General features: G+C 64.3%; 36 protein-coding genes and 1 tRNA gene. 7 read left to right on the top strand and 30 right to left on the bottom strand.

Going from position 1 to position 25,356, the window contains the following annotated elements:
- Positions 1 to 111: 111 nt before the first annotated feature.
- From ypfJ to AAIO73_RS04370, 4 genes are read left to right on the top strand one after another with little or no spacing between them, the layout of a single operon-like run.
- Positions 112 to 981: a KPN_02809 family neutral zinc metallopeptidase gene (gene ypfJ / locus AAIO73_RS04385; protein ID WP_345876552.1), complete on the top strand. Its 870-nt coding sequence runs from the start codon at positions 112 to 114 to the stop codon at positions 979 to 981.
- Positions 981 to 1,448, top strand: coding sequence for a GreA/GreB family elongation factor (locus AAIO73_RS04380; RefSeq protein ID WP_345876551.1), 468 nt, complete (start codon positions 981 to 983; stop codon positions 1,446 to 1,448). Before ypfJ ends, AAIO73_RS04380 begins: the two co-directional genes overlap by 1 nt.
- Positions 1,445 to 1,897, top strand: a complete 453-nt coding sequence (locus AAIO73_RS04375; RefSeq protein WP_526023762.1) for a YaiI/YqxD family protein — start codon at positions 1,445 to 1,447, stop codon at positions 1,895 to 1,897. The genes AAIO73_RS04380 and AAIO73_RS04375 overlap by 4 nt, the downstream gene beginning before the upstream one ends.
- Positions 1,898 to 1,907: 10 nt before the next feature.
- The gene (locus tag AAIO73_RS04370; protein ID WP_242116039.1) at positions 1,908 to 2,087 is read left to right on the top strand and encodes a hypothetical protein; all 180 of its coding nucleotides are present in this window, start codon (positions 1,908 to 1,910) and stop codon (positions 2,085 to 2,087) included.
- A 112-nt stretch (positions 2,088 to 2,199) separates the two neighbouring features.
- Here AAIO73_RS04370 and AAIO73_RS04365 read toward each other — a convergent pair whose 3' ends face one another.
- A complete protein-coding gene (locus AAIO73_RS04365; RefSeq protein WP_345876550.1) occupies positions 2,200 to 3,189 on the bottom strand; it encodes an NADP-dependent oxidoreductase in 990 nt (329 codons plus the stop codon).
- A gap of 106 nt (positions 3,190 to 3,295) precedes the next feature.
- Positions 3,296 to 4,603, bottom strand: a complete 1,308-nt coding sequence (locus AAIO73_RS04360) for a DUF2171 domain-containing protein (RefSeq protein WP_345876549.1) — start codon at positions 4,601 to 4,603, stop codon at positions 3,296 to 3,298.
- Between the two features lie 193 nt (positions 4,604 to 4,796).
- Here AAIO73_RS04360 and AAIO73_RS04355 point away from each other — a divergent pair.
- The 3 genes from AAIO73_RS04355 (at position 4,797) to epsC (ending at position 6,356) form a co-directional block, all read left to right on the top strand.
- Positions 4,797 to 4,872, top strand: a tRNA-Ala gene (locus tag AAIO73_RS04355).
- A 203-nt stretch (positions 4,873 to 5,075) separates the two neighbouring features.
- Positions 5,076 to 5,327, top strand: a complete 252-nt coding sequence (locus AAIO73_RS04350) for a hypothetical protein (protein WP_345876548.1) — start codon at positions 5,076 to 5,078, stop codon at positions 5,325 to 5,327.
- A gap of 111 nt (positions 5,328 to 5,438) precedes the next feature.
- Positions 5,439 to 6,356: a serine O-acetyltransferase EpsC gene (gene epsC / locus AAIO73_RS04345; RefSeq protein WP_345876547.1), complete on the top strand. Its 918-nt coding sequence runs from the start codon at positions 5,439 to 5,441 to the stop codon at positions 6,354 to 6,356.
- Positions 6,357 to 6,514: 158 nt separating this feature from the next.
- On the opposite strand, the gene guaA is transcribed toward epsC, so the two are convergent.
- From guaA to rplC, 28 genes are all read right to left on the bottom strand, one after another.
- Positions 6,515 to 8,071, bottom strand: coding sequence for a glutamine-hydrolyzing GMP synthase (gene guaA / locus AAIO73_RS04340; protein ID WP_345876546.1), 1,557 nt, complete (start codon positions 8,069 to 8,071; stop codon positions 6,515 to 6,517).
- An 83-nt stretch (positions 8,072 to 8,154) separates the two neighbouring features.
- The gene (locus AAIO73_RS04335) at positions 8,155 to 10,278 is read right to left on the bottom strand and encodes a prolyl oligopeptidase family serine peptidase (protein ID WP_345876545.1); all 2,124 of its coding nucleotides are present in this window, start codon (positions 10,276 to 10,278) and stop codon (positions 8,155 to 8,157) included.
- Positions 10,279 to 10,445: 167 nt separating this feature from the next.
- Positions 10,446 to 10,868 (bottom strand): 50S ribosomal protein L17, encoded by a 423-nt coding sequence (rplQ, locus tag AAIO73_RS04330; RefSeq protein WP_345876544.1) that lies wholly within the window; start codon positions 10,866 to 10,868, stop codon positions 10,446 to 10,448.
- 236 nt (positions 10,869 to 11,104) lie between these two features.
- Positions 11,105 to 12,169, bottom strand: coding sequence for a DNA-directed RNA polymerase subunit alpha (locus AAIO73_RS04325; protein WP_242116031.1), 1,065 nt, complete (start codon positions 12,167 to 12,169; stop codon positions 11,105 to 11,107).
- Between the two features lie 93 nt (positions 12,170 to 12,262).
- The gene (rpsK, locus tag AAIO73_RS04320; RefSeq protein WP_055763349.1) at positions 12,263 to 12,652 is read right to left on the bottom strand and encodes a 30S ribosomal protein S11; all 390 of its coding nucleotides are present in this window, start codon (positions 12,650 to 12,652) and stop codon (positions 12,263 to 12,265) included.
- Between the two features lie 111 nt (positions 12,653 to 12,763).
- Positions 12,764 to 13,132 carry a 30S ribosomal protein S13 gene (gene rpsM, locus AAIO73_RS04315; protein WP_242116030.1) on the bottom strand — a complete coding sequence of 123 codons (369 nt, stop codon included), beginning with the start codon at positions 13,130 to 13,132 and terminating at the stop codon, positions 12,764 to 12,766.
- Positions 13,133 to 13,484: 352 nt separating this feature from the next.
- Positions 13,485 to 14,129, bottom strand: a complete 645-nt coding sequence (locus AAIO73_RS04310; RefSeq protein WP_345876543.1) for an adenylate kinase — start codon at positions 14,127 to 14,129, stop codon at positions 13,485 to 13,487.
- A gap of 25 nt (positions 14,130 to 14,154) precedes the next feature.
- Entirely contained in the window at positions 14,155 to 15,522 is a 1,368-nt protein-coding gene (secY, locus tag AAIO73_RS04305) for a preprotein translocase subunit SecY (protein WP_242116028.1), read from the bottom strand.
- A gap of 235 nt (positions 15,523 to 15,757) precedes the next feature.
- Positions 15,758 to 16,288 (bottom strand): 50S ribosomal protein L15, encoded by a 531-nt coding sequence (rplO, locus tag AAIO73_RS04300; RefSeq protein WP_345876542.1) that lies wholly within the window; start codon positions 16,286 to 16,288, stop codon positions 15,758 to 15,760.
- 98 nt (positions 16,289 to 16,386) lie between these two features.
- Positions 16,387 to 16,563: a 50S ribosomal protein L30 gene (gene rpmD / locus AAIO73_RS04295; RefSeq protein WP_055790366.1), complete on the bottom strand. Its 177-nt coding sequence runs from the start codon at positions 16,561 to 16,563 to the stop codon at positions 16,387 to 16,389.
- A 6-nt stretch (positions 16,564 to 16,569) separates the two neighbouring features.
- Positions 16,570 to 17,283, bottom strand: coding sequence for a 30S ribosomal protein S5 (gene rpsE, locus AAIO73_RS04290; protein WP_242116026.1), 714 nt, complete (start codon positions 17,281 to 17,283; stop codon positions 16,570 to 16,572).
- 3 nt (positions 17,284 to 17,286) lie between these two features.
- The gene (gene rplR, locus AAIO73_RS04285) at positions 17,287 to 17,643 is read right to left on the bottom strand and encodes a 50S ribosomal protein L18 (RefSeq protein WP_056456253.1); all 357 of its coding nucleotides are present in this window, start codon (positions 17,641 to 17,643) and stop codon (positions 17,287 to 17,289) included.
- The gene (gene rplF / locus AAIO73_RS04280) at positions 17,643 to 18,176 is read right to left on the bottom strand and encodes a 50S ribosomal protein L6 (protein WP_345876541.1); all 534 of its coding nucleotides are present in this window, start codon (positions 18,174 to 18,176) and stop codon (positions 17,643 to 17,645) included. Before rplF ends, rplR begins: the two co-directional genes overlap by 1 nt.
- Positions 18,176 to 18,571: a 30S ribosomal protein S8 gene (gene rpsH, locus AAIO73_RS04275; protein ID WP_033921102.1), complete on the bottom strand. Its 396-nt coding sequence runs from the start codon at positions 18,569 to 18,571 to the stop codon at positions 18,176 to 18,178. Before rpsH ends, rplF begins: the two co-directional genes overlap by 1 nt.
- Positions 18,572 to 18,582: 11 nt before the next feature.
- Positions 18,583 to 18,888: a 30S ribosomal protein S14 gene (gene rpsN / locus AAIO73_RS04270; protein WP_055756896.1), complete on the bottom strand. Its 306-nt coding sequence runs from the start codon at positions 18,886 to 18,888 to the stop codon at positions 18,583 to 18,585.
- 59 nt (positions 18,889 to 18,947) lie between these two features.
- Entirely contained in the window at positions 18,948 to 19,532 is a 585-nt protein-coding gene (gene rplE / locus AAIO73_RS04265; RefSeq protein ID WP_345876540.1) for a 50S ribosomal protein L5, read from the bottom strand.
- Positions 19,525 to 19,839, bottom strand: a complete 315-nt coding sequence (rplX, locus tag AAIO73_RS04260) for a 50S ribosomal protein L24 (protein WP_345876539.1) — start codon at positions 19,837 to 19,839, stop codon at positions 19,525 to 19,527. Before rplX ends, rplE begins: the two co-directional genes overlap by 8 nt.
- Positions 19,839 to 20,207 carry a 50S ribosomal protein L14 gene (gene rplN / locus AAIO73_RS04255; protein WP_055790388.1) on the bottom strand — a complete coding sequence of 123 codons (369 nt, stop codon included), beginning with the start codon at positions 20,205 to 20,207 and terminating at the stop codon, positions 19,839 to 19,841. Before rplN ends, rplX begins: the two co-directional genes overlap by 1 nt.
- A gap of 215 nt (positions 20,208 to 20,422) precedes the next feature.
- Positions 20,423 to 20,695, bottom strand: coding sequence for a 30S ribosomal protein S17 (rpsQ, locus tag AAIO73_RS04250; protein WP_055763313.1), 273 nt, complete (start codon positions 20,693 to 20,695; stop codon positions 20,423 to 20,425).
- A gap of 11 nt (positions 20,696 to 20,706) precedes the next feature.
- Positions 20,707 to 20,910, bottom strand: coding sequence for a 50S ribosomal protein L29 (rpmC, locus tag AAIO73_RS04245; protein ID WP_056456258.1), 204 nt, complete (start codon positions 20,908 to 20,910; stop codon positions 20,707 to 20,709).
- A gap of 2 nt (positions 20,911 to 20,912) precedes the next feature.
- Positions 20,913 to 21,344, bottom strand: a complete 432-nt coding sequence (gene rplP, locus AAIO73_RS04240; RefSeq protein WP_055790394.1) for a 50S ribosomal protein L16 — start codon at positions 21,342 to 21,344, stop codon at positions 20,913 to 20,915.
- Positions 21,345 to 21,356: 12 nt separating this feature from the next.
- On the bottom strand, positions 21,357 to 22,067 hold the full coding sequence (rpsC, locus tag AAIO73_RS04235; RefSeq protein WP_242192907.1) for a 30S ribosomal protein S3: 711 nt from the start codon (positions 22,065 to 22,067) through the stop codon (positions 21,357 to 21,359).
- Positions 22,067 to 22,444, bottom strand: coding sequence for a 50S ribosomal protein L22 (rplV, locus tag AAIO73_RS04230; RefSeq protein ID WP_242116022.1), 378 nt, complete (start codon positions 22,442 to 22,444; stop codon positions 22,067 to 22,069). The genes rpsC and rplV overlap by 1 nt, the downstream gene beginning before the upstream one ends.
- The gene (gene rpsS / locus AAIO73_RS04225; RefSeq protein WP_055996110.1) at positions 22,444 to 22,722 is read right to left on the bottom strand and encodes a 30S ribosomal protein S19; all 279 of its coding nucleotides are present in this window, start codon (positions 22,720 to 22,722) and stop codon (positions 22,444 to 22,446) included. Before rpsS ends, rplV begins: the two co-directional genes overlap by 1 nt.
- A 3-nt stretch (positions 22,723 to 22,725) precedes the next feature.
- Positions 22,726 to 23,574 carry a 50S ribosomal protein L2 gene (gene rplB, locus AAIO73_RS04220; RefSeq protein WP_345876538.1) on the bottom strand — a complete coding sequence of 283 codons (849 nt, stop codon included), beginning with the start codon at positions 23,572 to 23,574 and terminating at the stop codon, positions 22,726 to 22,728.
- Between the two features lies 1 nt (position 23,575).
- Positions 23,576 to 23,890, bottom strand: coding sequence for a 50S ribosomal protein L23 (locus AAIO73_RS04215; RefSeq protein WP_242116020.1), 315 nt, complete (start codon positions 23,888 to 23,890; stop codon positions 23,576 to 23,578).
- Complete coding sequence (rplD, locus tag AAIO73_RS04210) at positions 23,883 to 24,509, bottom strand: 50S ribosomal protein L4 (protein WP_345876537.1); 627 nt, start codon at positions 24,507 to 24,509, stop codon at positions 23,883 to 23,885. The genes AAIO73_RS04215 and rplD overlap by 8 nt, the downstream gene beginning before the upstream one ends.
- A gap of 2 nt (positions 24,510 to 24,511) precedes the next feature.
- Complete coding sequence (rplC, locus tag AAIO73_RS04205) at positions 24,512 to 25,237, bottom strand: 50S ribosomal protein L3 (RefSeq protein WP_345876536.1); 726 nt, start codon at positions 25,235 to 25,237, stop codon at positions 24,512 to 24,514.
- Positions 25,238 to 25,356 lie beyond the last annotated feature (119 nt).

Below are 25,356 nucleotides of genomic sequence, written 5' to 3'. Positions count from 1 at the left end.
TTATACGAACCGGGTTCAACGCCCGTACAACCGAATTCATGCAGACCGGTTGCAACGCAGGCAGCGTTTCGCGCATTTCAGTACGCAGCTTCAACGAACGGACCGCCGCCCATGCGCCTCGACGATCTCGATCCATCCAGCAACGTGCGGGACCTTGGCCAGGGCGGCGGCGGCGGTGGGCTGAACCTGTTGGGGTTCCTGCCACTGTTGCTCGGACGCGGGCTGGGTTGCGGCACAATCGGTATCATCGCCGTCATCGCCATCGCCTTCATGATGTTTTCCGGCGGTGGCGGATTGCTGACCGGCGGCAGTCAGGCACCGACGACGCAACAGGGATCGGCGCAGGGCAACGTCCCGTGCGACACGGCCGAGGAACTGTTCGCCTGTCGCGTACTGGCATCGACCGAACAGGTCTGGGGCCAGATCTCCCAGCAGCAGGGGCAACGTTACCCCGCCCCAACGCTGAACTTCTATCAGCGTGGTGCGCAATCGGGCTGCGGCGCTGCGCAGTCGGCAATGGGACCCTTCTATTGCCCGCCCGATCGCGGAGTATATCTCGACACCAGCTTCTTCCGCGAACTGTCACAGAAGTTCGGCGCGCGTGGTGACTTCGCCCAAGCCTATGTCGTGGCGCACGAGGTCGGCCATCATATCCAGAACCTGACCGGACAGGCCGAAGCGGTCAGCCGTGCGCAGCAGACGCTGCCCAAGGCGCAAGGCAATGCGCAGTCGGTCCGGCTCGAATTGCAGGCGGACTGCTATGCCGGGGTATGGGGCAAGCGGAGCGGCCGGATGGAGCCGGGCGATCTTCAGGAGGGCCTCACCGCCGCCGAAGCAATCGGCGACGACACGTTGCAAGGGAGCGCAGCCTCACCGGAAACCTTCACCCATGGAACCTCTGCGCAGCGCGCCTATTGGCTGAAGCGCGGCTATGAAACCGGCGATCCGGCGCAGTGCGATACCTTCTCGGGCGCGATCTGATGAGCGTTGCGTTCCGCCGGGAAGACGATGACGAACATAAGGAACCGCGCTTCGAACTGCCGCTGCCGCCCGGGCCCAATCTGGTCACGCGGCGGGGGCTGGCGGCGATGGCCGGGCAGGTCGCGCGACTGGAGGCCGAACTGGCCGCGGTCAAGGACGATGCCGAACGGACGACCGCGATCAAGCGCGACCTGCGCTATTGGCGGACGCGGCATTCGACCGCCGAGATCGCGCCGGTCCCCGAGGACGAGGTCGCATTCGGGTCACGGGTGACCTATCGGCTGAACGGGCAGGTGAAGACGATCGAACTGGTCGGCAGCGACGAAGCCGATCCGGCGGCGGGCCGCATCCCGTTCACCGCGCCGCTCGCGGTGGCGCTCACCGGCTTGATGGCGGGCGAGACGGCCGGTTTCGGCGGGCGGGCCGATGCGATCGAGGTGATCGAGACCGGCCCGATCGAGCCATGATCCGTATCCTCGTCGATGCCGATGCCTGCCCGGTAAAGGACGAGGTGTACCGTGTTGCCGAACGGCACGGTGTCGGCGTGGCGATCGTCAGCAACAGCCATATGCGCGTACCGCTGGTGCCATGGGTCGAACGGGTCGTGGTGTCGGACGGCTTCGATGCCGCCGACGACTGGATCGCCGAGGCTGCCGACAGGGATTGCGTGGTGGTGACCGCCGACATCCTGCTCGCCGATCGCTGCCTAAAGGCGGGGGCGACGGTCATCGCGCCGAACGGCAAGCCGTTCACCGGCGCGTCGATCGGCGGCGCGATCGCGACGCGGGCGATCATGGCCGATCTGCGCGCGGGCGGCGAGCAACTGGGCGGATCGCCGCCATTTGCGAAGACCGATCGCTCGCGCTTCCTGCAATCGCTCGACACTGCGCTGGTCCGCTTGGCACGGGGGCGATAGGAGAGACGTCATGGCCGAAAAATTCGAACGTCACCGCCAGCCGTGGCGGCCCGATGAAATCCAGAAGCTTCATCAACTCGCCGGCAAGGGCATGGCGTTGAAGGCGCTCGCCAAGGCACTGACGCGCAGCGAGGAATCCATCAAGCAGCGCGCGAAGGAAGATGGACTTAAGATCGCCAAGCTGCACTAGTTCCTCCCCGCCTAGCGGGGAGGGGGACCATGCACAGCATGGTGGAGGGGGTTGGCCGCATACGGAACAGTTGCGCATCCGGACGGTCCCCCTCCCCCGTGCCGGGGAGGACTTATAGCTTTACCAGCATCTTGCCTTTGTTCCTGCCGCTGAACAGGCCTAGGAACGCGTCGGGCGTCGCCTCGAGCCCCTCGACCACCGTTTCCTCACGCTGGAAATTACCGCTGGCGACGATTTCGCCCATGCCCTGATGGAAGTCGCCGATCCGACCGATAAAGTCGCTGACGATGAAGCCCTGTACACGGATCCGCGCCGCGATGACGCGCATCAGATAGCGCAGGCTGGTCGGGTGCGACGCGTTATAGCCATCGATCATTCCGCAGATCGCGAAGCGCGCGCCCTGCTTTGCATGCGCTAGTGCCGCGTCGAGATGATCGCCGCCGACATTGTCGAAATAGACGTCGATACCGTCCGGCGCGGTAGCACCCAGTGCCTTCACCAGCGGCACCTCGCCCTTATAATCGATCACGTGATCGGCGCCCAGCGAACGGACCCACGCCGTCTTGTCGCTGCCGCCGGCCGAACCGATGACCGTCATGCCCTTCGCCTTGGCAATCTGGACTACGGTCGAACCGACCGCACCCGCCGCTGCCGAGACGAACACCGTGTCGCCGGCCTTCGCCTCGGCAACGGCCAGCAATCCGAACCACGCCGTCATGCCCGGCATGCCGAGCGCACCCAGAAACGCCTGATCCGGAATATTAAGGTCGGGCAACTTCTGCACGCCTTTGGCAGGGACGATCGCCTCGTCACGCCATCCCGCCATATGCTGGACACGCGTGCCCTCCGGCAGTTCGGCTGCCCGACTTTCGGTCACCTCGCCCACGGCACCGCCGTCCATCGGCGCGTCCAGCGCGAAGGGCGGCACATAGCTTTTCACATCGTTCATCCGCCCCCGCATATACGGGTCGACCGACAGCCAGCGATTGGCGATGCGCACCTCTCCCTCCGCCAGATCGCGTGCCGGTAGATCACGCAAGGCGAAATCCTCCGCCACAGGCATTCCGTTCGGCCGCCGCACCAAATGCCACGCCTTTGCCATGCTCAAATCTCCAAATACGTTTCTTTAAGCAACTTACAGCCAGTGCCGGACAAAGCAAAGGGGGCCGGTTTCCCGACCCCCTCCGCCTGTCGCCACTGCGAACCGATCAATAGGTTCCGGGGAAGCTGCGATTCAGGTTCGTCTCGCTGTCGCCCGACATATTGGTGGTCGTGCCGCCAATCCCGGTACCGGCGCTGGTGGACGTCCCCGCCCCCAGTGCCTGACCAGTCGTCGCGGTCGATGCGCTGCCGGTCTGCGTACGACCGGTTTCGTTGTTGCGGTCGCTGCCGAACCGGTCGTTGCCGTAGTTCCGCTGCGACGACTGGTTACCGAACATCGCTTGCTGTTCTTCTTCGTCCCGCCACGCCTTCTTGGCTTCGCTCGCGCTCTTGCGCAGCTTCACCTTTTCGTCGACCGATTCGACCCACCGCGACGGGATCGAATGATGATGGCCGCCAGCGTCCACATCATTCTTGGTCAGGATGATGCGATCGCCACGGACCTTGTCGACCGTGCCGACATGTTCGCCATCGGAGCCCAGCACTTCCATATGCTCGGTCACCTTGGTCAGGCTGTCACGCTGAGTTTGACGCTCGGTGCGGAAGGCAGTGAACTCGTTCTGGAAACGGGTCGCGTTTTCCTGCCGATATTCGTCGTAGTCGCGGTCGAAGGCGCTGACCTGCGTATCGCGCCACGAACGATATGCATGGTCGCTGTGCCGGTCGTCATAGCGTGCCATACGCTCGTCATATCGCTGGTCGCGTTCGCGGCGGCGTTCGGCGTCCTCGTCGCCAAACCACGAGCGAACCTCGTCGCCTGCCCGCGCCAGGAAGCCGCGATCGTCGGCGTCATAGTCGAGATTTTCACGGTCCTGACTACGGCTGGCCCGATAACGATCGTCATCGCGATTGCGTTCGCGATACCGGTCGTTGCCGCCGAAGCGATTGTCGTCATTGTCGCGATAATCGGCAAAGCGATGGCCGTCACTGGCATAGCTGCCTTGATAGCGACCGGTCTGCGAGCCGTAGTTGCTGGAGCCGCGATCGTTCTGGTCGAAGTCGCGATTGCCATAGCCACGGTTGCGGTCGGCGCCATAGGTCGAGCCATAGGAACGGCTGCCGCCCGACGAACCGCCGTAATAGTCGCGGCCGCGGTTTTCGTCACGATCGTCGCGCTGCGACGACGATCCACCGTAATTCTGCTCGCCATAACCCTGCGATCGGCCCGAGCCGTAGCCACGCGCGCCATAGCTTTGCGATCCGCCATAGCTGCCACGCGACCGATCGTCGCGGTCCCGCCAGCGTCCCTCGTCTCCCGACCGGTCGTACGACGACGAATCGTCACGTCCCGAATAGCGATCATAGCCCATGAAAATCTCCTGCAGATGGTTCATGTTATCGCGGCGCAGCAGCACGGGCTGCCATGTCGTACGCGAACAAGCACCGACCCTGCGGTTGGTTCCGGCTCAAATTATACGCCACGACGAAGAGCGCGTTCGGTACGATCGGTCGCCGTCCGACAATTTGTTGGAGGCAGTGCGCGAGACCCGTTGCATCGGTCGAAACGGCCAGCTAAGGGAGCGGCCCCGGCTTAGCCGGATGAGGGGCGGGGCTGTAGCTCAGATGGGAGAGCGCTGCAATCGCACTGCAGAGGTCAGGGGTTCGATTCCCCTCAGCTCCACCACCCCGAACCGCCGTTGATCCTCCGGCACCATTACCCGCATCATCGATCCGACCGTACCGGCCAGTATCCGGTGCGCATGCGCGCGCTGCGATGATAGCCGAACATTACCCTACTAAAGTAATGGGATTATAGTCTCCCCGGTTCCGCCGCGTACAACAGGCGCTGCAACGGTCGCTTCCGGGCGGCGAAAAGGGAGATCAGGTTTGACCAAATTCATCGCACCGCTGGCGGCTTTCGCGCTGGTCGGGCTGGCCGGCTGTTCGGGCAACGAGCCGACCAGCGACGCCAACGCATCGTTTGAAAGCAACCTGACCTCGGTGGACGAGCCGCTGACGAACGATGCCGCATTTGGCAACGAAGCCCTGTTGTCGAACGATACCACGCTCGCGACCGATCCGACGCTGAACGTATCGACCGTCGATCCGACGCTGAACGCGACCGGCAACAGCTTCTGAGTTTCACCGCGCCCCGGCGCGGTGCCCGTGACGCTTTGGTAGCTCCCTAAGCGTAACCTCCGGCCGGGCGTCGTCATGTCGCCCGGCCCTTTTTGTTTCGAAACGATCCGCATGGCCCAAGCAGACGACGACCGCCGCCATATCATCGACCACGCGACCCGCGCCCTGTCCAGCGCACGCATGGCGTGGCGAAGGGCGCAGCCGAGCAGACAGCAACCGGCGATCTTTCCGTCGCGGCCGACGCTGCAGCGGGCGGTCGAGCTATTGTCGCATGCGCTGTTCCCGGGACGGATCGGCGGGTTTGCCGGCGAGGCGGCAGCGGAGGACGGGTTCGTCGCCGATCGGCTGGATACCGCCTTCGCCCTGCTGGACGAAGCGATCCGCGCGGAATTCGCCTATTGGCAGGACGTGTCGGCGATCGATTTCGCACCCGATCGTCCGGCGGAGATCCTGCGCTTGTTCGCAGGTACGCTGTCGCGGGTGCGGGCGTTGATCGATACCGATGTCGCGGCGATCTTTCGCGGCGACCCGGCAGCGCGCAGCGTCGACGAAATCCTGATCTGCTATCCCGGTGCGATCGCGATCCTGCACCACCGACTGGCGCATGAACTCGACTCGCTCGGCGTGCCGATCGTCGCGCGGATCGTGTCGGAGATCGCAAATGAACGCACCGGAATCGACATTCATCCGGGCGCCACGATCGGTCCGGGCTTCTTCATCGATCACGGCACCGGCGTGGTGATCGGTGAGACCGCCGTCATCGGCGCGCGGGTGCGGTTGTACCAGCATGTCACGCTGGGCGCGCGCACCCCCCATCGCTCGCAACCGCGCACCCAGAGCGGCCCGTTCGCGGAGCGGATCGCGCGGCATCCGATCGTCGGCGACGATGTCGTCATCTATGCCGGGGCGACGATCCTCGGCCGGGTGACGATCGGCGACCGCGCCGTGATCGGCGGCAATGTCTGGCTGTTGCAGGACGTGGCGGCGAACAGCGTCCTCATGCAGCCGGAGGCGGTGGCAATCGGATAACGTCCGGACGTCAGTGGCCTAGCGTCGCCACCCCGCCTGCGCGGCGCGAATGATCCGGGGCCGATCGTCGCCCGGACGATCGTCTCTCTGTGCAGCGACCGGCTATCGCCGGCCGAATGACACGGCACAAATCGTCCCCCGGACGATTTGAGTCCGCGTCATTCCCATTCGATCGTGCCGGGTGGCTTGCTCGTATAGTCGTAGGTGACGCGGTTGATGCCCTTCACCTCGTTGATGATCCGGGTCGCAACGCGCGGCAGGAAGTCGCCGGGGAACTGGAACGCCTGCGCGGTCATGCCGTCGGTCGAGGTGACCGCCCGCAACGCGAGGACGTTGTCATAGGTGCGGCCGTCGCCCATAACCCCGACGCTGCGTACCGGCAGCAGGACCGCGAACGCCTGCCAGATCGTGTCGTACAGACCGGCAGCGCGAATTTCTTCGAGGTAGATCGCGTCGGCCTTACGCAGGATATCGCAGCGCTCGCGGGTCACTTCGCCCGGTATGCGGATGGCGAGGCCGGGTCCGGGGAACGGGTGGCGGCCGACGAACACATCGGGCAGGCCCAGTTCGCGACCCAGGGCGCGGACCTCGTCCTTGAACAATTCGCGCAACGGCTCGACCAGCGCCATGTTCATGCGTTCGGGCAGGCCGCCGACATTGTGGTGGCTCTTGATCGTCACCGACGGACCGCCGGTGAAGCTGACGCTCTCGATCACGTCGGGGTAGAGCGTGCCCTGGGCGAGGAACTGCGCACCGCCCAACTTGTTCGCCTCCGCCTCGAACACGTCGATGAAGGTCTTGCCGATGAACTTGCGCTTGGCCTCCGGATCTGTGACGCCGGCCAGACCGTCCATGAACAGGTCCTGCGCATCCACATGGACCAGCGGGATGTTGTAGTGGCCGCGGAACAGGCTGACGACCTGTTCGGCCTCGCCCGCGCGCAGGATGCCGCCGTCGACGAACACGCAGGTCAGCTGCTCGCCGATCGCTTCGTGGATCAGCAGCGCGGCGACCGACGAATCGACCCCGCCCGACAGGCCGCAAATGACCTTGCCATCGCCGACCTGCTCGCGGATCTCGGCAATCTTCGCCTGGCGGAACTCGGCCATGGTCCAGTCGCCGGCAAGGCCGCAGACGTGGCGGGCGAAATTGGCGATCAGCTTGCCGCCATCGGGGGTGTGGACGACTTCCGGATGGAATTGCACGCCATAATAGCGGCGATCGTCATCGGCGACGACGGCATAGGGCGCGCCGGGGCTGGTCGCGACGGTACGGAAACCGGGAGCGAGCGCGGTGACCTTGTCGCCGTGGCTCATCCACACCTGATGCCGGTCGGTCTTCGCCCAGAGCCCGTCGAACATCGCGCAGTCGTCGCCGACTTCGATATAGGCTTCGCCGAACTCACCCGAATGCCCCTTCTCGACATTGCCGCCGAGTTGCTGGGTCATGACCTGCTGGCCGTAGCAGATGCCGAACACCGGCACGCCCGAATCGAAGATCGCCTGTGGTGCGCGCGGCGATCCTTCGTCGCACACCGATGCGGGACCGCCCGACAGGATCACCCCCTTGGGCTGCATCCGCGCGAACGCTTCCTCGGCCTTCTGGAACGGAGCGATTTCGGAATAGACGCCGGCCTCGCGCACGCGACGCGCGATCAGTTGCGTCACCTGGCTGCCGAAGTCGACGATCAGGATGGAGTCGGGGGTCTCGTTCATGCGCGTTCCGATAGCGGGGACATGGACAAGAGGAAAGCGGTTCACGCGGACGGGGCGGCCCCGCCCGCGCGAACCGGAACGCGTCAGTTGATCGGCTTGACCTGCATGCCGGTCCATTTCGCGATGAACGCCCACAGATCGGCGGTTTCCTCGATCACCTTGTCGGTCGGCTTGCCCGATCCATGGCCGGCGCGGGTTTCGATGCGGACCAGATGCGGCTTCGGCCCCAGCTCCTTTGACTGCAGCATTGCCGTATATTTGAAGGTGTGGCCCGGCACCACGCGGTCGTCGGTGTCAGCGGTGGTGGCGAGGATCGCCGGATAAGTCACGCCCGCCTTCACGTTGTGATAGGGCGAGTAGCTGAGCAGATTGCGGAAATCGGCTTCCTTGGCGGGCACACCATAATCGTCGACCCAGTAGCGTCCGGCGGTGAAGCGGTCGAAGCGCAGCATGTCCATGACGCCCACCGCCGGCAGGGCGGCGGCGAACAGGTCCGGACGCTGGTTGACGACCGCACCGACCAGCAGGCCGCCATTCGATCCACCCTGGATCGCCAGCTGCCCCTTCGACGTCACGCCCTGTGCAATCAGGTCTTCGCCCGCACCGATGAAGTCGTCGAACACATTCTGCTTGTTGAGCAGCTTGCCGCCATCATGCCATTCCTTGCCATATTCGCTGCCGCCGCGGATGTTGGCAACCGCGAGCACCCCGCCCTGTTCTAGCCACGCAATGCGTCCGGCCGAGAAGCCCGGCAGGATCGGCACATTGAACCCGCCATAGGCGTAGAGGAGCGTCGGCGCCGGGCCCTTCACATCCTTGCGCTTGACGATGAACATCGGGACCTTGGTGCCGTCCTTCGACGCGTAGAAGCGCTGGCGGACGTCATATTGCGCCGGATCGAACGCCACCTTCGGGGTGGCCCATGGCGTCACCGTGCGGGTCGCGACGTCGTAACGGTAGATGGTGGTCGGAGTCGCAAAGCTCGAAAAGGCGAAGAAGCCTTCATTGTTGTCGAGTTCACCGCCGACGCCGCCGACCGTGCCGATGCCCGGCAGTTGGATGCTGCCGTCGGGCTTCCCGTCTAGCGTGAAGCGCTTCACCTCGGTCTTCGCATCGACCAGATAGGCAGCCATGATCCGGCCGCCGACCAGCGACGCGCCGTTCAGCACCGCCTTGTCTTCGGCCACCACTTCCTTCGGCGTCGGGTTCGCAGCCTCCATGTCGAGAGTCACGACGCGCAGACGCGGTGCGCCCTGCGTGGTCGTCAAGTACAGCGTGCTGTCCTTCGACCCGATCGTCGACCAGTCGACATTGTCGGTGTTGACGATCGTGCGCGGCTTGTCGTCCGGCTTGGTGAGGTCGAGCACCGCGATCTCGGTATGATCGCCGGGGCCGCTGGTCGAAATGACCAGCCAGCGGCCATCGTCGGTGATGCCCGGATAGAAGGTATAGCGCGGCTGGTCCGGTCGTTCGTAGATGAGCCGGTCAGCGCTCTGCGGCGTGCCGAGCTTGTGGAAATAGACCTGTGCGTTGAGGTTCTGGCTCTGGAATTCCTGCCCCTTTTCGGGGGTCGGGAAGCGAGCATAATAGAAGCCCGATCCATCCTTCACCCATGACGCGGTCAGTCCGTACTTTACCCAGTCGATCTGGTCGTCGAGCGTCTTGCCGGTATCGACGTCGAGCACGCGCAGCTTGCGCCAATCGCTGCCGCCGTCCTGGATCGAATAGAGCAGCCGCTTGCCGTCTTTCGACGGCGCCCATTCGGCGAGCGCGGTCGCGCCGTCCTTCGACCAGCCATTGGGATCGATCAGCACCCGCCCCTGCCCGTTCAGGCTGTCGCGGACATAGAGGACCGACTGGTTCTGCAACCCCGAGTTGCGGCTGTAGAAATAGCGGCCGCCCTCGCGCGCCGGCACACCGAAGCGTTCATAGTCGAACAGCTTGGTCAGGCGCTGCTTGAAGATGTCCCGGCCGGGCAGCGTCGCGAGATAGGCGTCGGTGACCTTGTTCTCCGCCGCGACCCACGCTGCCACCTCGGGATCGTTGCGGACGTCGTTCTCGAGCCAGCGATAGGGATCGGCGACCTTCACCCCGAACTGTTCGTCGACCTGATCGACGGTGCGAGTCTGGGGATAGGCGATGCTCTGGGCAAGGGCGGTCGTGCTGGTCATCAGGCAGGCAATCGCGACAAGGGCATGGCGGTACATCGTTGCTCCATGGGCAGGCGGCCGGACCGGTATCCGGTGTTACCGACCACGATAAGCGCTGTGCCGTCGCACGCAACCCCGCGAGACCGTCGTACCCGCCCCAACGGAAAAGGGCGGCCGTACCGAGGTACGACCGCCCTTCCCTGTCTCTCAAACCGAAACGCCGATCAGGCGGCTTCGTCGAAATCCTCTTCGGTCAGCACCGGACCCGAATCCTGGCCCTTGGCCGACACGTCGCGGTCGACGAATTCGATGATCGCCATCGGCGAGGCGTCCGACGCGCGGATGCCGGCCTTGATGATGCGGGTATAGCCGCCGTTACGATCGGCATAGCGGGTCGCCAGCACGTCGAACAGCTTGGTCAGCTGCGCATCGTCGAGCAGACGAGCGTGCGCGAGACGACGGTTCGACAGGCCGCCCTTCTTCGCCAGCGTGACCAGCTTTTCGACGTAAGGACGCAGTTCCTTCGCCTTGGCGACGGTGGTGGTGATCTGCTCATGCTTGATGAGCGCGGCCGACATGTTGCGGAACAGGGCCGCACGATGGGCCGAGGTACGCTGCAGCTTACGGCCGCCGACGCGATGACGCATGGGTAGTTCCTTCGTTCGTTAAGGGGCCGTGTCACGGAATCCCCAGAGCAGGTGGCTGTTAGAGGCCGCCACCGGTTCGCCTGTTCACGGCAAAGTTCACGAAGTTCACACTTGCCGCGTGTTCGTTTGGGTGGCCCGACATGGGCCAAGCCCATGTCGTCGGACGAGCTGAAAGCTCGCCGGCCGGGCTGTCGCCGCCGCCGGACTAGGTTGCGCTACTCCGGGGCGGCTCGGCCTCACCCCATTATTTCCTGTTCGAGCTTCTTCGCCATCTCTTCGATGTTCTCGGGCGGCCATCCGGGGATGTCCATACCGAGGCGAAGGCCCATCGACGACAGCACTTCCTTGATTTCGTTCAGCGACTTGCGGCCGAAATTCGGGGTGCGCAGCATCTCGGCTTCGGTCTTCTGGACCAGATCGCCGATATAGATGATGTTGTCGTTCTTGAGGCAGTTGGCCGAGCGGACCGACAGTTCGAGCTCGTCGACCTTCTTGAGCAGGTAGCGGTTGATCTGCGCGGTATCGCCCTGACCTTCGCTCTGCGGTGCTGCCACCTGCGTGCCGACGACGGCCGCGCGCGGCAGGGCCGAGTCATCGAAGTGGACGAACAGCGCTAGCTGGTCCTGAAGGATGCGACCGGCATAGGCCAGCGCGTCTTCTGGGGTCACGGTGCCATCGGTTTCGACGGTCAGCGTCAGCTTGTCGTAATCGAGTTCCTGCCCGACGCGGGTGTTCTCGACCTTGTAGCTGACCTGACGGACCGGCGAATAGAGTGCGTCGACCGGGATCAGACCGATCGGCGCATCGGCCGGACGGTTGCCGGCGGCAGGCACATAGCCCTTACCGACATCCGCGGTCAGTTCCATGTTGAGCGTCGCACCATCGTCAAGGTGGCACAGGACCAGATCGGGGTTCATCACCTCGATATCGCCGGTGACGGCGATGTCGCCGGCCTTCACTTCGGCCGGGCCGGTGACGGACAGCTGGAGACGCTTCGGGCCTTCGCCCTGCATTTTCAGCGCGATCTGCTTCACGTTCAGTACCATGTCGGTCACGTCCTCGCGGACGCCGGCAAGGCTGGAGAATTCGTGAAGGACATTCTCGATCTTGATCGAGGTAACGGCGGCGCCCTGCAGCGACGACAGCAGCACGCGACGCAGCGCGTTGCCGAGCGTCAGGCCGAACCCACGCTCCAGCGGCTCCGCGACGAAGGTCGAACGGCGCTTGGGATCGCCGCCCGGCTTCTTCTCGAGGCCGCTCGGCTTCTTGAGTTCCTGCCAGTTCTTAGCGTTGACGGACACGGGCTTCCCCTAGCTTGGCGGCGCGGAAAGGACGGGTCCGCGCCATGAAAGAACGGCCCCGCCGGACGAACCCGGCGAGGCGGCAGGCACGGATCAGACGCGGCGGCGCTTCGACGGACGCACGCCGTTGTGCGGGATCGAGGTCACGTCGCGGATCGACGTGATCTGGAAACCGACCGCCTGGAGCGCGCGCAGCGCCGATTCACGACCCGAACCCGGGCCCTTCACTTCGACTTCGAGCGTGCGAACGCCGTGATCGGCAGCCTTGCGGCCGGCGTCCTCGGCAGCAACCTGCGCGGCATACGGCGTCGACTTGCGCGAGCCCTTGAAGCCCATCATGCCGGCCGACGACCACGAGATCGCGTTGCCCTGCGCGTCGGTGATGGTGATCATGGTGTTGTTGAAGCTGGCGTTCACATGCGCGACGCCGGCGGTGATGTTCTTGCGCTCGCGACGGCGAAGGCGCTGCGGTTCACGTGCCATTGTTGGTAATCCTGACCTGTATATCGTGCGTGGTACGGAGATCGGGAGGCGGTCGGCCTCTTACCTGTCTCCGACGGAGAAGAGGTTAGAAACAGTCCCCCGGACTGCTTCTTACTTCTTCTTGCCCGCGATCGGCTTCGCCTTGCCCTTGCGGGTGCGCGCATTGGTGTGCGTGCGCTGACCGCGGACCGGCAGGCCCTTGCGGTGACGCAGGCCACGATAGCAGGCGAGGTCCATCAGACGCTTGATGTTCATCGCGGTCTGGCGACGTAGGTCGCCTTCCACGGTGTGGTTCGCGTCGATCGCTTCGCGGATCTGCAGAACTTCCTGGTCGCTCAGGTCCTGCACGCGACGTTCGGCAGTGATGCCGAGCTGATCGGTAAGTTCCTTGGCCTTGGCCGGGCCGATGCCGTGGATATACTGCAGCGCGATGACGACGCGCTTGTTGGTCGGGATATTAACACCCGCGATACGTGCCATGAACTAAATTCTCCCAGCTCCACGAGGCGCCGCATGGCAGCGGCCCCTCATCTCGTAGCGTTGCGCCCCATAACGCACGATCGCGGCGAACGCGCGGAAGCGCCGCCGTAAACCGGTATGTCGGGGTGTTGTGCTGATAAGGACCGATTCGGGCAGTGTCAACCGGCGCCGGGAACCAAATTCCGGTTGCGGCGTGGGCGATAGCGGGCCGACACCTGCCCGGCAACGCGTCGCCCCAACGCCGGCGGACCTTCCTTTCCGGCCAGTGATGCGCTTTCGAGCGGGCCAGGCCCGGGCCTGCGCTGGAAGGCCCAATGCGTATAGGCGGAAAGGCAGCGGGCCTTCCCTGCCCTTACGCGCCGAGAATAGCGCCGATCTGCGCGGTCACGTCGTCCATATCGGCCATGCCGTCGACGCGGTGGACGATCCCGCGCGATTCGTAGAGCGGCAGGATCGGCGCGGTCTTGGCCCGATATTCGACCATGCGAGTCCGCACCGTCGCTTCGTTATCGTCCGGCCGGCGCTTGAACTCGGTCGAGCCGCAGGCGTCGCAGACCCCGGCGACGACCGGTTGCTTGAAGCGGTCGTGATAGCCGGTCCCGCAATTCGCGCAGGTGAAACGACCGACGATCCGTTCGACCAGCGCATCTTCATCGACGACGAGTTCGATGACATGGGTAAGCTTGCGACCACGATGTTCGAGCAGCAGGTCGAGCGCATCGGCCTGCGCGGCAGTACGCGGATAGCCGTCGAAAATCGCGCCCTGATCGCCCAGCTGGTCGAGCCGTTCGCCGATCAGCGCGGAGACGATCGCATCGGACACCAGTTCGCCGGCGTCCATCACCGCCTTCGCCTGAAGACCGACCGGACTGCCGGCCTTTACCGCCGCGCGCAGCATGTCGCCGGTCGACAGCTGGACCATGCCGTGGGTCGATTCGAGGCGCGCTGCCTGCGTGCCCTTGCCTGCTCCCGGCGGTCCGAGAAGGATGATGTCCATTGCTGCCCCTTTAGTCCTGTTGCGCTCAGCCGCGCAGGCGTCCGCCCTTGAGCTTCGCCTTCTTGATGAGATCGCCATACTGGTGGGCCAGCAAGTGCGACTGGATCTGCGTTACCGTGTCCATCGTGACGTTGACCACGATGAGCAGGCTCGTTCCGCCGAGATAGAAGGGAATCGACAGCGCCGAAACCAGATATTCGGGCAACAGGCAGATGATAACCAAATAGGCTGCGCCGATCACCGTGATCCGGGTCAGGACATAGTCGAAATAATTCTCGGTATTCTTGCCCGGGCGAATGCCAGGAATGAACCCGCCATAGCGCTTGAGATTGTCGGCGGTCTCTTCGGGATTGAAGACGATCGCGGTGTAGAAGAACGAGAAGAACACGATGCCTGCGCCGTACAGCAGCATGTAAAGCGGCTGACCATGCGCCAGATACTGGTTCAGCGTGATGATGAAATCACCCCAGCGGCTCTCGCCCGCCGTCGCCTGTCCGGCGAACTGGGTGATCGTCACCGGCATCAGCAGCAGCGAGGAGGCGAAGATCGGCGGGATCACGCCCGCGGTATTGATCTTGAGCGGCAGATGGCTGCGATCGGCCTGTACCCCGCGCGCGGTTTGGCGCTTGGGATACTGAATCAGGATGCGGCGCTGCGCGCGCTCCATGAAGCAGATGAACAGGACGAGGCCCGCGACGGCGGCGATGATGCCGATCAGCGTCAGCGGGTTCATCGTGCCCGAGCGGCTGCCTTCGAACAGCTGCAGCAACGTCGTCGGCAGATGCGCGACGATACCGGCCATGATGATGAGCGAGATGCCGTTGCCGATACCGCGGCTGGTAATCTGCTCGCCCAGCCACATCAGGAACATGGTGCCGCCGATCAGCGAGATGACCGCGGCGATGCGGAAGGTCATGCCCGGTTCGATCACCGCCTGCGCGCCGGCCGACGCACCGAACGCTTCGAGACCGACCGCGATGGTATAGCCCTGGATCGCGGTCAGCGCGACCGTGCCGTAACGGGTATACTGGTTCAGCTTCTTGCGGCCCGATTCACCTTCCTTCTTGATGGCGGCGAGCTGCGGGCTGAGCGAGGTGGCGAGCTGCACGACGATCGACGCGGTGATATAGGGCATGACGCCCAGCGCGACGACTGACATGCGCGTCAGCGCACCGCCCGAAAAGGTGTTGAAGAAGTCGAGGACGCCGCCCTGCGTCTGATTGGCGAGCAGGCCGAGCTGCGTCGGGTCGATGCCCGGCAGCGGCACATAGCTCAGCATGCGGAACACGATGAGCGCACCGAGCGTAAACCACAGGCGCTTCTTGAGTTCGGTCGCCTGGCCGAATTTCGACAGATTGAGATTGGTCGCAAGACCGTCTGAGGCGGCTGCCATGGATATGTCCCGAATGATGCCGGCGGGCCGTCAGCCCACCCCCCGGGCGACCATATAGGGGTTGCTGCCGGGATGTCTAAGGGGGAGCGACACCTAGTCACTCCGCCCGTTCATACCGAGTAGGGACTGAGCGAAGTCGAAGGCCCGTATCGAGGTACGCCACCATGGGCGATCCTTCGATACGCCGCTTCGACTTCGCTCAGCCGCTACTCAGGATGAACGGCAGTCCGCAAAATTACGCGTGCGCAGCCTTCTTGGCGGCGAGCGTCTTGCCCTTCTTCGCAGCGGCCTTTTCGTGCGCGGGCACGACTTCGATCACTGACACCGAACCACCGGCCTTTTCGACCGCTTCGATCGCCGACTTCGACGCACCGGCGACGGTGAAGGTCAGCTTGGCGGTCAGTTCGCCCTTGCCGAGCAGACGCACACCATCCTTGCCGCCGCGGGCGAGGTTGGCGGCCTTCAGCGCGGCATGGTCGAGCGTTGCGCCGGCTTCGATCTTGCCGGCGTCGACCGCCTTCTGGATCGCGCCGAGATTCACTTCGGCATAATCCTTGGCGAAGATGTTGTTGAAGCCGCGCTTCGGGATCCGCATGTGGAGCGGCATCTGACCGCCCTCGAACCCGGCGATCGACACGCCTTCACGGCTCTTCTGGCCCTTCTGGCCGCGACCGGCGGTCTTGCCCTTGCCCGAGCCGATGCCGCGTCCGACGCGCATCTTGCTCTTGCGGGCGCCTTCGTTGTCGCGGATTTCGTTGAGTTTCATGTGTTGCACTCGCTTTCGCTATGTTCGCGCTTGAGAAAAGAGGAAGGGGGCCGCTTAGCCCCCTTCCCCATCTTTGTCACCGGTAAAGGTGGAAGGCCTCAGCCTTCGACCGAGACCATGTGCTGCACCTTGCGGATCATGCCGCGCACCTCGGGGGTGTCGGTCAGTTCCACGGTCTTGTGCATCTTGTTGAGGCCGAGACCGATCAGCGTCGCGCGCTGATCCTTGGTCCGGCGGATCGGCGACCCGGTCTGGGTGATCTTGACGGTTGCCATCGTCGCTTACTCCACGATCGCCGCGGCATCAGCCTCGGCGGTCTGCGATCCACCGCGACCCAGCAGGTCGGCGATCTTCTTGCCGCGACGCTGGGCCACCGCCTTCGGCGACGACTGGTCGTTCAGCGCCTCGAAGGTTGCGCGGATCATGTTGTACGGGTTCGACGTGCCGACCGACTTCGTCACGACATCGGCGACGCCGAGCGATTCGAAGATGGCGCGCATCGGACCGCCGGCGATGATGCCGGTACCGGCCGGAGCCGAACGCAGCGTCACGCGGCCGGCACCGAAGTGGCCGTTGCCGTCATGGTGCAGCGTGCGACCGTCGCGCAGCGGAACGCGGACCATCGCCTTCTTGGCAGCGGCGGTCGCCTTCGAAATGGCTTCCGGCACTTCGCGCGCCTTGCCATGCCCGAAACCGACGCGGCCCTTGCCGTCGCCGACGACGACCAGCGCTGCGAAACCGAAGCGCTTGCCGCCCTTCACGGTCTTCGACACGCGGTTGATGTGCACGAGCTTTTCGATCAGCTCCTCGCCACCATCCTCAGCACCGCGACGATCGTCGCGACGGCCACGGTTGCCGTCACGACCGCCACGGCCACGGTTGTCGCCGCCGGGGCCGCCACGACCACGGCCACCACGGGGCCCGCGGCCCTGCGGCTGCTCGCCACCCGTCGCTTCGACGGCGGGCGCTTCGGCCTGATTGTTTTCGTCAGCCATGTCTTAGAACTCCAATCCGGCTTCGCGGGCGGCCTCGGCCAGCGCCTTGACGCGGCCGTGGAACAGGAAGCCGCCACGGTCGAACACGACCTGCGTCACGCCGGCAGCCTTCGCCGCTTCCGCAACGCGGGTACCGACGCCCTTGGCGGCATCGATGTTCGCGCCCGAGGTGCCACGCACGTCCTTTTCCAGGGTCGATGCGGCGGCAACGGTGTGACCCGCCGCGTCGTCGATGACCTGGGCATAGATGTGCTTGCCCGAACGATGGATCGACAGCCGCGCACGGCCGCCCGAACGCGCCTTCAGCGCGGTGCGATTGCGCCGACGGCGCTTCTCGAAGAGGGAGAGACCCTTGGTCATTACTTCTTCTTCCCTTCCTTGCGGAAGATGAACTCGTCGTCGTACTTGATGCCCTTGCCCTTGTACGGCTCGGGCTTACGCCAACGACGGATCTCGGCAGCGATCTGACCGACCTTCTGCTTGTCGATCCCGCTGATTTCAATCGTGGTCTGATCGGGCGTCTTGATCTCAATGCCTTCCGGCACGTCGATGTTGACGTCGTGGCTGTAGCCGAGCTGCAGCTTCAGGTTTTTGCCCTGGGCCGCGGCGCGATAGCCGACGCCGGTGATCAGCAGCTTCTTGGTGAAGCCGGTGGTCACGCCGGTGATCAGGTTCTGCACGAGCGTACGCTGCATGCCCCAGAACGCGCGAGCGCGCTTCGTGTCGTTCGCCGGCTGCACCGAGATGGTGTCGCCTTCGACGGCATAGGCGATGTCGTCGGCCAGCGGCAGCGTCAGCGTGCCCTTCGGACCCTTAACGCTCAGCTCGCGCCCTGCGATGTTGGCGGTCACGCCGGCCGGAACCGGGACTGCCTTCTTACCGATGCGGCTCATCAGAAGACCTCCGCAAGGACTTCGCCACCGACATTCTGTTCGCGCGCTTCGGCGTCGGACAGAACGCCACGCGGCGTCGAGACGATGGTGATGCCAAGGCCGTTGCGGACCTTCGGCAGTTCCTGCGAGCCCGAATAGACGCGGCGGCCGGGCTTCGAGACGCGCGCGACGTGCTTGATCGCCGGCTGGCCTTCGAAATACTTCAGCTCGATGCGGATGCCGGCCGCGGGGCCCATCTGCTCTTCGCTGTAGCCACGGATATAGCCCTCGCGCTGCAGCACGTCGAGGACACGGGCCCGCAACTTGCTGGCAGGCGTCAGGACGGAGTCCTTGCGTGCGCGCTGGCCGTTGCGGATGCGGGTGAGCATGTCACCCAGGGGATCGGTCAATGCCATTGCTGTGTTCCTTACCAGCTCGACTTCGTGACGCCGGGGATCAGGCCCTTATTGGCCAGTTCACGCAGCATGACGCGGGCGAGACGGAACTTGCGATAATAGCCGCGGGGACGACCCGTCAGCTCGCAACGGTTGCGGATGCGGGTCGGATTCCCGTTGCGGGGAATCTCGGCCATCTTCAGCCGCGCGATCAGACGCTCGGTTTCGTCGAGCGACTGGTCGGCTGCGATCGCCTTCAGCTTCGCATATTTGGGCGCGAACTTCTTGACGAGCGCGCGACGGCGCTCGTTCTTGTTCACGGAACTCAGTTTCGCCATGGACTTAAGCTCTCTTTGTTAAAGCGAACGGCCGCCCCCGTTGCCGGGGGCGGGCCGGATTAGGCCGCCTTCTTTTCCTCGGCGTCCGCTTCCTGCGGGAAGGGGAAACCGAAGAGACGCAGAAGCTCGCGAGCTTCGTCGTCGGTCTTGGCGGTGGTGGTCACGATCACATCCATGCCACGCACCTTGTCGATGCGGTCATAGTTGATTTCGGGGAACACGATCTGTTCCTTGATGCCGCAGGCATAATTGCCACGGCCGTCGAACGACTTCGGGTTCAGACCACGAAAGTCGCGGACGCGAGGAAGCGCGATGGTGATGAAGCGATCGAGGAATTCGTACATCCGCTCGCGGCGCAGCGTGACCTTGCAGCCGATCGCCATGCCTTCACGCAGCTTGAACTGCGCGATCGACTTCTTCGCCTTGGTGACGACAGGCTTCTGGCCCGCGATCAGCTCCATCTCGGAACTGGCCTGCTCGACCTTCTTCTTGTCCTGCGTCGCTTCGCCCACGCCCATGTTCAGGACGATCTTTTCGATCCGCGGCACTTCGAGCGCGTTCTTGTAACCGAACTTCTCGGTCATCGCCTTCACGATGCGATCGTCATAGATCGACTTCATGCGCGGCGTGTACTTATCAGCCATTGATGACCTCCCCGCCCTTCACGGCGACCCGGACCTTCTTGCCGTCACGCACTTCGAAGCGCACGCGGCTCGGCTTGCCGTCGACGACATGCGCAACCTTGCTGACGTGCAGCGGCGCTTCCGAGCGCACCAGACCACCCTGCGGGTCGGCCTGGTTCGGCTTCTTGTGGCGCACAGCGATGTTCACGCCGGCAACGACGACCTTGCCGTCCTTCGGCATCGACTGGGTGACCTGACCGGTCTTGCCCTTGTCCTTGCCCGACAGGACGATCACGGTGTCGCCCTTCTTGATCTTGGCAGCAGCCATTACAGCACCTCAGGGGCGAGCGAGATGATCTTCATGAAGCCCTTCGAGCGCAGCTCGCGGACCACCGGGCCAAAGATACGGGTGCCGATCGGCTCCTCGTTCTTGTTGACCAGCACCGCGGCATTGCCGTCGAAGCGGATCACCGAACCGTCGGTGCGACGGATGTCCTTGGCGGTGCGAACGATGACGGCGCGATGCACGTCACCCTTCTTCACGCGGCCGCGCGGAGCGGCTTCCTTGATGCTGACGACGATGACGTCGCCGACGCCCGCCACGCGGCGCTTGGACCCGCCAAGCACCTTGATGCACTGCACCCGCTTCGCGCCGCTGTTGTCCGCGACGTCGAGATTGGATTGCATCTGAATCATGGATGCGATTCCTTACCCTATGGGGCCGATTCCGACCGGACCCCGCCTGCTAAAAATGAACCCCCGGCTGCGGGCATACCGCGCCGGGGGGAGCGGCCCATTAACCGCCCCATGGCGAAAAGGCAAGCGCCTCTCCGCGAATGTTCGTCCTATCCGGGTCTGACCCCGGAATTGCGTGGGGTGGCGACGCCGAAGCGCCCCACCCCTGCAAAGGCTTACGCCTCGGCTGCGACTTCCGCCGGCGTCGCGTGGGTGTTCACCCGCTCGATCACCTTCCAGGTCTTCAGCTTCGAGATCGGCGCGGTCTCTTCGATGCGCACGGTCTCGCCTTCGCGATACTCATTGCCCTCATCATGGGCATGATACTTCTTCGAACGGCGGATGATCTTGCCGTAGAGGGGGTGCTTCACCTTCCGCTCTACCTTGACCACCACCGTCTTGTCGGTCTTGTCCGAGACGATCATCCCGGTCAGCACGCGCTTCGGCATGTCTCTCGTCCTTACTTGTCGGCCGAGCGCGAACGCTCGCCCTGCAGCGTCTTGATCCGCGCGATGTCGCGACGGACTTCCTTCACGCGGGTCGGCTTTTCCAGCTGGCTGGTCGCCGCCTGGAAACGGAGGTTGAACGCCTCACGCTTCAGGCTCGACAGTTCCTCGACCAGCTGGTCGTCGCTCTTGGCGCGAAGATCGGTTGCCTTCGTCATTATCAACCCTCCAGGTGCGAGGTGTCGCCCAGACGGGCAACGACCTTGACCGCGATCGGCAGCTTCATCGCGGCGCGCGAGAACGCTTCCGCGGCGAGCGGACCGGGCACGCCGTCCAGTTCGAACAGGATGCGACCCGGCTTGACGCGGGCGACCCAGAATTCGGGCGAACCCTTGCCCGAGCCCATGCGGACTTCGGCAGGCTTCGACGACACCGGCAGATCCGGGAAAATCCGGATCCACAAGCGGCCCTGGCGCTTGATGTGACGCGTGATCGCGCGGCGAGCCGCTTCGATCTGGCGGGCGGTGATCCGCTCCGGCTCCATCGCCTTCAGGCCGTACGACCCGAAGTTCAGCGACGTACCGCCCTTGGCATCGCCATGGATGCGGCCCTTGAAGGCCTTGCGGAACTTGGTGCGCTTTGGTTGCAGCATCTCAAATTATCCTTAGCGGCGGTGATCGTCGCGCGCGGGGCGCACGCCGGAGGTCTGGGCCTCCATCATCAGCCGGTCCTGCGCCATCGGGTCGTGGCCGAGGATCTCACCCTTGAAGATCCAGACCTTGACGCCGCAGACGCCGTACGCGGTGTGCGCTTCGGCCTCGGCATAGTCGAGGTTCGCGCGCAGCGTGTGCAGCGGCACGCGACCTTCGCGATAGCCTTCCGAACGGGCGATTTCCGCACCGCCCAGACGACCGCCGCAAGCGACGCGGATGCCGTCGGCACCCAGACGCATCGCCGACTGCACCGCACGCTTCATGGCGCGGCGGAAGGCGATACGACGCTCGAGCTGATCGGCGATGCCTTGTGCGACGAGCTTCGCGTCGATTTCCGGCTTGCGGATTTCGACGATGTTCAGCGACACGTCCGACGACGTCATCGAACCCAGCTTCTTGCGAAGCTTTTCGATGTCGGTGCCCTTCTTGCCGATAATCACACCCGGACGGGCTGCGAAGATCGAGATGCGGCACAGCTTGGCCGGACGCTCGATCACCACCTTGGAGATCGCCGCCTGCGGCAGCGTCTTCATGATGTACTGGCGGATCTTGAGATCCTCCAGCAGCAGACGGCCATAGTCGGCGCCTTCGGCATACCAACGGCTGTCCCAGGTGCGGTTGATCTGCAGACGCAGACCGATGGGATTGGACTTGTGACCCATTACGCTTCCTCCACCTCGGACACGACGATGCGCACGCGGCTGAACGGCTTCAGGATGCGCGTCGACTTGCCGCGACCGCGGGTCGCGAAACGCTTCATCGTGATCGACTTGCCGACCGAGGCTTCCTTGACGACGAGCGCGTCGACGTCGAGGTTGTGATTGTTTTCCGCATTCGCGATCGCCGAAGCGAGGCACTTGCGGACATCGACCGCCATCGCCTTCTTCGAGAACGCCAGGATGTTCATCGCATCGCCGGCATTCTTGTTGCGGATCAGCGCTGCGACGAGGTTCAGCTTCTGGGCCGAGCCGCGAACCTGCGTCGCGACTGCCAGAGCTTCCTTGTCACCAACGCGGCGGGGTGCTGCCTGCTTGCTCATCAGCGCTTGCCCTTCTTGTCGGCGGCGTGGCCGGGGAAGAAGCGGGTCGGCGCGAATTCGCCGAGCTTCATGCCCACCATGTCCTCGTTGACCGAAACCGGCACGAACTTGCGGCCGTTATAGACGTTGAACGTCAGGCCGACGAACTGCGGCAGGATGGTCGAACGGCGCGACCAGGTCTTGATCGGACCCGAACGGGTGCCGGCGTCCTGCGCCACTTCCGCCTTCTTCAGCAGATTGAGGTCCACGAACGGACCCTTCCATACGGAACGAGCCATCGCTTAGCCCTTCTTCTTCGCGTGACGGCTACGGATGATCATCTTGTCCGTCGCCTTGTTGTGCCGCGTGCGCGCGCCCTTGGTCGGCTTGCCCCACGGGGTGACCGGATGACGGCCGCCCGAGGTCCGGCCTTCACCACCGCCGTGCGGGTGGTCGACCGGGTTCTTGGCAACGCCGCGGGTCAGCGGACGCTTGCCCAGCCAGCGGTTGCGACCGGCCTTGCCCAGATTCTGGTTCTGGTTGTCGGGGTTCGACACCGCACCGATCGTCGCCATGCAGGCGGCGTGGATGTAGCGCTGCTCACCCGAGTTCAGGCGGACGATGACCATGCCCTTGTCGCGACCGACGACCTGCACATAGGTGCCGGCCGAACGCGCGATCTGACCGCCCTTGCCCGGCTTCATCTCGACATTGTGGACGATCGTGCCGACCGGCACCTGGCCCAGTTCCATCGCGTTGCCCGGCTTCACGTCGGTCTTCTTGCCGGCGATCACCTTGTCGCCGACGTTCAGACGCTGCGGCGCGATGATGTAGGCGACGTTGGCCTTGCCCTCGGTCTCGCCATAGTTGACGAGCGCGATGAACGCGGTGCGGTTGGGATCATATTCGATCCGCTCGACGGTGCCTTCGACATCCCACAGCCGACGCTTGAAGTCGATGATGCGGTAGCGCTGCTTGTGACCGCCGGCGATGCCGCGCGAGGTCACATGGCCCTTGTTGTTGCGGCCGCCCGACTTGGTCTTGCCTTCGGTCAGCGACTTGACCGGACGGCCCTTGTACAGGGCCGAACGGTCGATCAGGACCAGGCCACGATGCGACGGCGTGGTCGGATTATACTGCTTGAGTGCCATGTTACTTGGCCCCCTCGGTAATGTCGATCGACTGGCCTTCGGCCAGGGTCACGATCGCCTTCTTGAAGTCCGAGCGAGTGTAGGGTGCGCCCTTCCACTTCTTGGTCTTGCCCTTGGTCACGATCGTGTTCACGCCGGTGACGGTGACGTTGAACAGCGCTTCGACCGCTGCCTTGATCTCCGGCTTCGACGCCTTGTTCGCGACCTTGAAGACGACGGCGTTATGCTCGGAGAGCATCGTCGACTTTTCGGTGATGTGCGGAGCGAGCACCACGTCGTAATGACGGATGTCGATCGCCTGCTGCTGCTTAGCCATTGAAGCGGGCCTCCAGCTTTTCGACGGCGGCGCGGGTCAGCACCAGCGTGTCGTGCTTCAGGATGTCATAGACGTTGGCGCCACCGGCCGGCAGGACATTGACCTGACGCAGGTTGCGGGCGGCCAGCGCGAAGGTGTTTTCCACCGCGTCGCCGTCGATGACCAGCGAGGTCTTGCCGAAGCCCAGCTTGGCCAGGTTGCCAAGCAGGACCTGGGTCTTGCCGTTCTCGACGGTCAGGCCGTCGAGGACGACCAGCGAACCCGCCTTGGCATGGCTCGACAGCGCCATCTTCAGGCCCAGAGCGCGAACCTTCTTGTTCAGGCCCGGGTTGAAGTCGCGCACGCGGGCGCCGTGCGCCTTACCGCCGCCGATGAACACAGGCGCGCGGCGATCGCCGTGACGAGCGACACCGCCGCCCTTCTGGCGACCCAGCTTCTTGCCCGAACGCGCAACATCGGCGCGCTCGCGGGTGCCGCGAGCAGTGCCGCGACGCTTTTCGAGCTGCCAGGTCACGACCCGGTGCAGGATGTCCGCACGCGGATCGAGGCCGAACACCTCGTCGTTCAGCTCGATATCGCCGTTTTCGACGGCGTCGAGGGTCTGTACCTTGACCTTCATGATCAGCCCTCCTGGCCGTCGGTCGCTGCCGGTGCGGCGGCGTCGTTGCTGTTGGCGCTCTTCAGACCAGCGGGGTACGGCGCGTCGGCATGGCGCGCGACCTTCACCGCGTCCTTGACCGTCAGCCAGGTGCCCTTGTGACCGGGAACCGAACCCTTGATAAAGATCAGCCCGCGCTCGACGTCGGTCGACACGACCTGCAGATTCTGCTGCGTGCGGTTACGATCACCCATGTGGCCGGCCATCTTCTTGTTCTTGAAGACCTTGCCCGGATCCTGACGCTGACCGGTCGAACCGTGCGAACGGTGCGACACCGACACGCCGTGCGTGGCGCGCAGACCACCGAAGCCCCAACGCTTCATGGCGCCCGCAAAGCCCTTGCCCTGCGTACGGCCCGAAACGTCGACCAGTTGGCCGGCGACATAGTGATCGGCACCGATGGTGGCACCGACGTCCAGCAGCGCATCGTCCGCCACGCGGAACTCGACCACGCGCGCCTTCGGGGTCACTTCGGCCTTGCCGAAATGGCCGCGCTGCGGCTTGGCGACGTTCTTCGCCTTGGCGACGCCGGCACCGAGCTGCACCGCGACGTACCCGTCACGATCCTTCTCACGACGGGCGACGACCTGCACGTCTTCCAGCTGCAGGACGGTGACGGGCACGTGGCGCCCATCGTCCTGGAACAACCGGGTCATTCCCATTTTCTTCGCGATCACACCTGTACGCATGACCAACTCCTCCAACAGAGGCTCGTCTTGACGACGAGCTTGCCTAACGAAAAAGGCCCCGGTGCGCGGTCACCCGCCTCCGAAGCCCCAGCCCTTGCGATCTGCACGCCCCCGCCAGG

This window comes from Sphingomonas epibiotica, assembly GCF_039615155.1.
Lineage (GTDB): Bacteria > Pseudomonadota > Alphaproteobacteria > Sphingomonadales > Sphingomonadaceae > Sphingomonas.
The sequence above is the reverse complement of the archived record's forward strand: the minus strand, read 5'-3'. Positions and strand labels throughout refer to the sequence as shown.

What these genes read in the sequence shown, in the direction of transcription:
- rplB (WP_345876538.1), bottom strand. Translation starts at nt 23,574, where the DNA reads ATGGCACTCAAGCAGTATAATCCGACCACGCCGTCGCATCGTGGCCTG.
- rplV (WP_242116022.1), bottom strand. Translation starts at nt 22,444, where the DNA reads ATGAGCAAGCAGGCAGCACCCCGCCGCGTTGGTGACAAGGAAGCTCTG.
- rpsK (WP_055763349.1), bottom strand. Translation starts at nt 12,652, where the DNA reads ATGGCACGTGAACCGCAGCGCCTTCGCCGTCGCGAGCGCAAGAACATC.
- secY (WP_242116028.1), bottom strand. Translation starts at nt 15,522, where the DNA reads ATGGCAGCCGCCTCAGACGGTCTTGCGACCAATCTCAATCTGTCGAAA.
- rpmC (WP_056456258.1), bottom strand. Translation starts at nt 20,910, where the DNA reads ATGACGAAGGCAACCGATCTTCGCGCCAAGAGCGACGACCAGCTGGTC.
- AAIO73_RS04370 (WP_242116039.1), top strand. Translation starts at nt 1,908, where the DNA reads ATGGCCGAAAAATTCGAACGTCACCGCCAGCCGTGGCGGCCCGATGAA.
- rpsS (WP_055996110.1), bottom strand. Translation starts at nt 22,722, where the DNA reads ATGGCTCGTTCCGTATGGAAGGGTCCGTTCGTGGACCTCAATCTGCTG.
- rplQ (WP_345876544.1), bottom strand. Translation starts at nt 10,868, where the DNA reads ATGCGTCATCGCGTCGGCGGCCGTAAGCTGCAGCGTACCTCGGCCCAT.
- AAIO73_RS04365 (WP_345876550.1), bottom strand. Translation starts at nt 3,189, where the DNA reads ATGGCAAAGGCGTGGCATTTGGTGCGGCGGCCGAACGGAATGCCTGTG.
- AAIO73_RS04215 (WP_242116020.1), bottom strand. Translation starts at nt 23,890, where the DNA reads ATGGCTAAGCAGCAGCAGGCGATCGACATCCGTCATTACGACGTGGTG.
- epsC (WP_345876547.1), top strand. Translation starts at nt 5,439, where the DNA reads ATGGCCCAAGCAGACGACGACCGCCGCCATATCATCGACCACGCGACC.
- AAIO73_RS04380 (WP_345876551.1), top strand. Translation starts at nt 981, where the DNA reads ATGAGCGTTGCGTTCCGCCGGGAAGACGATGACGAACATAAGGAACCG.
- rplR (WP_056456253.1), bottom strand. Translation starts at nt 17,643, where the DNA reads ATGACCAAGGGTCTCTCCCTCTTCGAGAAGCGCCGTCGGCGCAATCGC.
- rplF (WP_345876541.1), bottom strand. Translation starts at nt 18,176, where the DNA reads ATGAGCCGCATCGGTAAGAAGGCAGTCCCGGTTCCGGCCGGCGTGACC.
- rplP (WP_055790394.1), bottom strand. Translation starts at nt 21,344, where the DNA reads ATGCTGCAACCAAAGCGCACCAAGTTCCGCAAGGCCTTCAAGGGCCGC.
- rplC (WP_345876536.1), bottom strand. Translation starts at nt 25,237, where the DNA reads ATGCGTACAGGTGTGATCGCGAAGAAAATGGGAATGACCCGGTTGTTC.
- ypfJ (WP_345876552.1), top strand. Translation starts at nt 112, where the DNA reads ATGCGCCTCGACGATCTCGATCCATCCAGCAACGTGCGGGACCTTGGC.
- rpsH (WP_033921102.1), bottom strand. Translation starts at nt 18,571, where the DNA reads ATGGCATTGACCGATCCCCTGGGTGACATGCTCACCCGCATCCGCAAC.
- rplE (WP_345876540.1), bottom strand. Translation starts at nt 19,532, where the DNA reads ATGGCTGATAAGTACACGCCGCGCATGAAGTCGATCTATGACGATCGC.
- rplD (WP_345876537.1), bottom strand. Translation starts at nt 24,509, where the DNA reads ATGAAGGTCAAGGTACAGACCCTCGACGCCGTCGAAAACGGCGATATC.
- rpsN (WP_055756896.1), bottom strand. Translation starts at nt 18,888, where the DNA reads ATGGCGAAACTGAGTTCCGTGAACAAGAACGAGCGCCGTCGCGCGCTC.
- rpsQ (WP_055763313.1), bottom strand. Translation starts at nt 20,695, where the DNA reads ATGCCGAAGCGCGTGCTGACCGGGATGATCGTCTCGGACAAGACCGAC.
- AAIO73_RS04310 (WP_345876543.1), bottom strand. Translation starts at nt 14,129, where the DNA reads ATGGACATCATCCTTCTCGGACCGCCGGGAGCAGGCAAGGGCACGCAG.
- rplO (WP_345876542.1), bottom strand. Translation starts at nt 16,288, where the DNA reads ATGAAACTCAACGAAATCCGCGACAACGAAGGCGCCCGCAAGAGCAAG.
- rplN (WP_055790388.1), bottom strand. Translation starts at nt 20,207, where the DNA reads ATGATTCAGATGCAATCCAATCTCGACGTCGCGGACAACAGCGGCGCG.
- guaA (WP_345876546.1), bottom strand. Translation starts at nt 8,071, where the DNA reads ATGAACGAGACCCCCGACTCCATCCTGATCGTCGACTTCGGCAGCCAG.
- AAIO73_RS04335 (WP_345876545.1), bottom strand. Translation starts at nt 10,278, where the DNA reads ATGTACCGCCATGCCCTTGTCGCGATTGCCTGCCTGATGACCAGCACG.
- AAIO73_RS04375 (WP_526023762.1), top strand. Translation starts at nt 1,445, where the DNA reads ATGATCCGTATCCTCGTCGATGCCGATGCCTGCCCGGTAAAGGACGAG.
- rpsC (WP_242192907.1), bottom strand. Translation starts at nt 22,067, where the DNA reads ATGGGTCACAAGTCCAATCCCATCGGTCTGCGTCTGCAGATCAACCGC.
- rpsE (WP_242116026.1), bottom strand. Translation starts at nt 17,283, where the DNA reads ATGGCTGACGAAAACAATCAGGCCGAAGCGCCCGCCGTCGAAGCGACG.
- rpmD (WP_055790366.1), bottom strand. Translation starts at nt 16,563, where the DNA reads ATGGCAACCGTCAAGATCACCCAGACCGGGTCGCCGATCCGCCGGACC.
- rpsM (WP_242116030.1), bottom strand. Translation starts at nt 13,132, where the DNA reads ATGGCACGTATCGCGGGTGTTAATATCCCGACCAACAAGCGCGTCGTC.
- rplX (WP_345876539.1), bottom strand. Translation starts at nt 19,839, where the DNA reads ATGGCTGCTGCCAAGATCAAGAAGGGCGACACCGTGATCGTCCTGTCG.